The sequence below is a fragment of the Saccharomonospora saliphila YIM 90502 genome, assembly GCF_000383795.1.
Lineage (GTDB): Bacteria > Actinomycetota > Actinomycetes > Mycobacteriales > Pseudonocardiaceae > Saccharomonospora > Saccharomonospora saliphila.
Genome location: NZ_KB912692.1, coordinates 1 through 1,981, shown reverse-complemented (window position 1 = coordinate 1,981; position 1,981 = coordinate 1). Strand labels below are relative to the sequence as shown.

At 71.7% G+C, this 1,981-nt stretch carries 2 protein-coding genes; both read right to left on the bottom strand.

The window, feature by feature from the left end; translation table 11 throughout:
* On the bottom strand, window positions 1–724 hold a 724-nt coding region (locus SACSA_RS23100; protein WP_019816646.1), incomplete at its 3' end, for a ribonuclease D.
* 65 nt (window positions 725–789) lie between these two features.
* A complete protein-coding gene (locus tag SACSA_RS0114645; protein ID WP_048876831.1) occupies window positions 790–1,506 on the bottom strand; it encodes a LuxR C-terminal-related transcriptional regulator in 717 nt (238 codons plus the stop codon).
* Between the last annotated feature and the right edge of the window lie 475 nt (window positions 1,507–1,981).

The window sequence follows — 1,981 nt, the reverse complement described above, 5'->3', positions numbered from 1 at the left end:
CCCGCACGGCCGCGAGACCGCGCGCGGTGCGAATCTTGTGGATGCCCGACGTGCGCCGCCACGGTTCCGCCCGCGGCGCGGGCGCCTCGGCGGTGCGGGCGGCCTCGAACTCCTGACGGGCCCACTCCAGCTTGCCCGACGCGGCCAGTTCGGTTTCCAGCTTCTCCCGCAGCGGGACGAGCAGCTCCACGTCGAGTGCCGCGTAGTTCAGCCACTCGGCCGGAAGCGGGCGACGGGACCAGTCGGCGGCACTGTGGCCCTTCTCCAACTGGTACCCGAGCAGCGTCTCCACGAGTGTGCCGAGCGCGACACGCTCGTATCCCGCGAGCCGGCCCGCCAGCTCGGTGTCGAACAGCGCCGGTGGGCGCAGGCCGACCTCGGCCAGGCACGGCAGGTCCTGTGAGGCGGCATGCAGCACCCACTCGTGGGCGCCCAGCACCGCGGCCAGCGGTTCCAGTCGCCCGTTCAGGGCGACCGGGTCCACCAGGAACGTGCCCGTACCCTCCCGGCGCAGCTGCACCAGGTAGGCCTTCGGCCAGTACCGGTACCCGGACGCGCGCTCGGTGTCCACGGCGATCGGCCCGCTGCCCTCCGCGAGCCGCTCGCCCGCCTCGCGGAGCGCGGCGGCGTCGGCGATCACCGGCGGAGTGCCCTCCGCGGGCTCACGCAGCGGGACCGGCGCGGACCCCTCCGGCTCGGCGGAGCGCTGATCTGCGTTGTCCACGGGACAGAACCCTACGGGACGGGCTCACCGCGCCTGGTTCGCCCGTCCCGTAGGGCCTGCTCACGTCACCGGATGACGCCCGCCCGCATGGCCAGCGCCACCATTTGTGCCCGGTCTCCCGTCCCGAGCTTGCGCCCGATCCGGGACAGGTGGGACTTCACCGTGAGCGCGGAGAGGCTGAGCTCCTCGCCGATCTCCTTGTTCGACTGCCCGTCCGCGACCAGTTGCAGCACCTCGACCTCCCGCGCGGACAGCTCCCGCGGGGTGTTGTCGGTACCGGCGACCCGGGTTCCGGTGGCCAGGACCGGTGCCACGCTCGGGTCCGCGTAGACACCGCCCTCCAGCACCCGGCGCACGCCGTCGGTGACCACCACCGGCGACGCGGACTTGAGCAGGTAGGCCTGCGCCCCCGCCTGGAACGCCGAGCGCACCGCGTACGGGTCGTCGGACGAGGCCAGAACCACGACACGGAGCCAGCCCGTGCTGCGCAGCTCCGTGACCAGTTCGATCCCGCTGCCGTCGGGCAGTCCGAGATCGAGGATCGCGAGGTCGCACGGCCCGGTCGCCGCGGCTCTCGCCCTCGCTTCGGCCACGGTCGCGGCCTCGTGGACCGTGCCCGCGCCCATCTGCGCTAATCGTCCGGCAATCGCCTCCCTCAACAGCGGGTGGTCGTCAACCACCATCACCGAGAACAGTTCCTCCCGCGGGTGCGGGACCATGCTCGCCGGCAACGCGCCGGCTGGCGTGGATCGGACGGCCTGAGTAAAGCCGACGGCAGCCACGTCACTACCTCCCTGGAGTCGGTCGTGCCCCCCGACCGGCACCGGGACTTTCGGCCGATCAGCCGCGCCAGCTTTAGACCGAAAGTGGTGTCGTCGGAAGCACTCTAGCCGCCCAACTGGGTCAGTGGGGGAAATCAACGGGCATCTGTCCCTATCGGGTAACTGGTCCCGACCTGTTCTATAGCGCATTCGGGTTGTTGCACGCAAAGTGGTTAACACCTCGCGGAGGGTCTGCGATATCACGAGGTTCCCGTACGTCGTGCGCGCGTGCAGATGGCGCGTGCACACGCCGCGTGCACGCCGATCCGCCCTCCGGCGGACACCGGACGCGGAGCGAGGAGTGTCCGAAACGACGGGAATGACCGGGTGTGTGCCTGTCCCGCGAGCCCCACGCCGGCAGGCGCCCGGGCCCGCGTGCCGGGCCGCGTGAAGGGTGGTGCGCGGAGGTGGCCGCGAACGCAGGCGGCAGCGAACG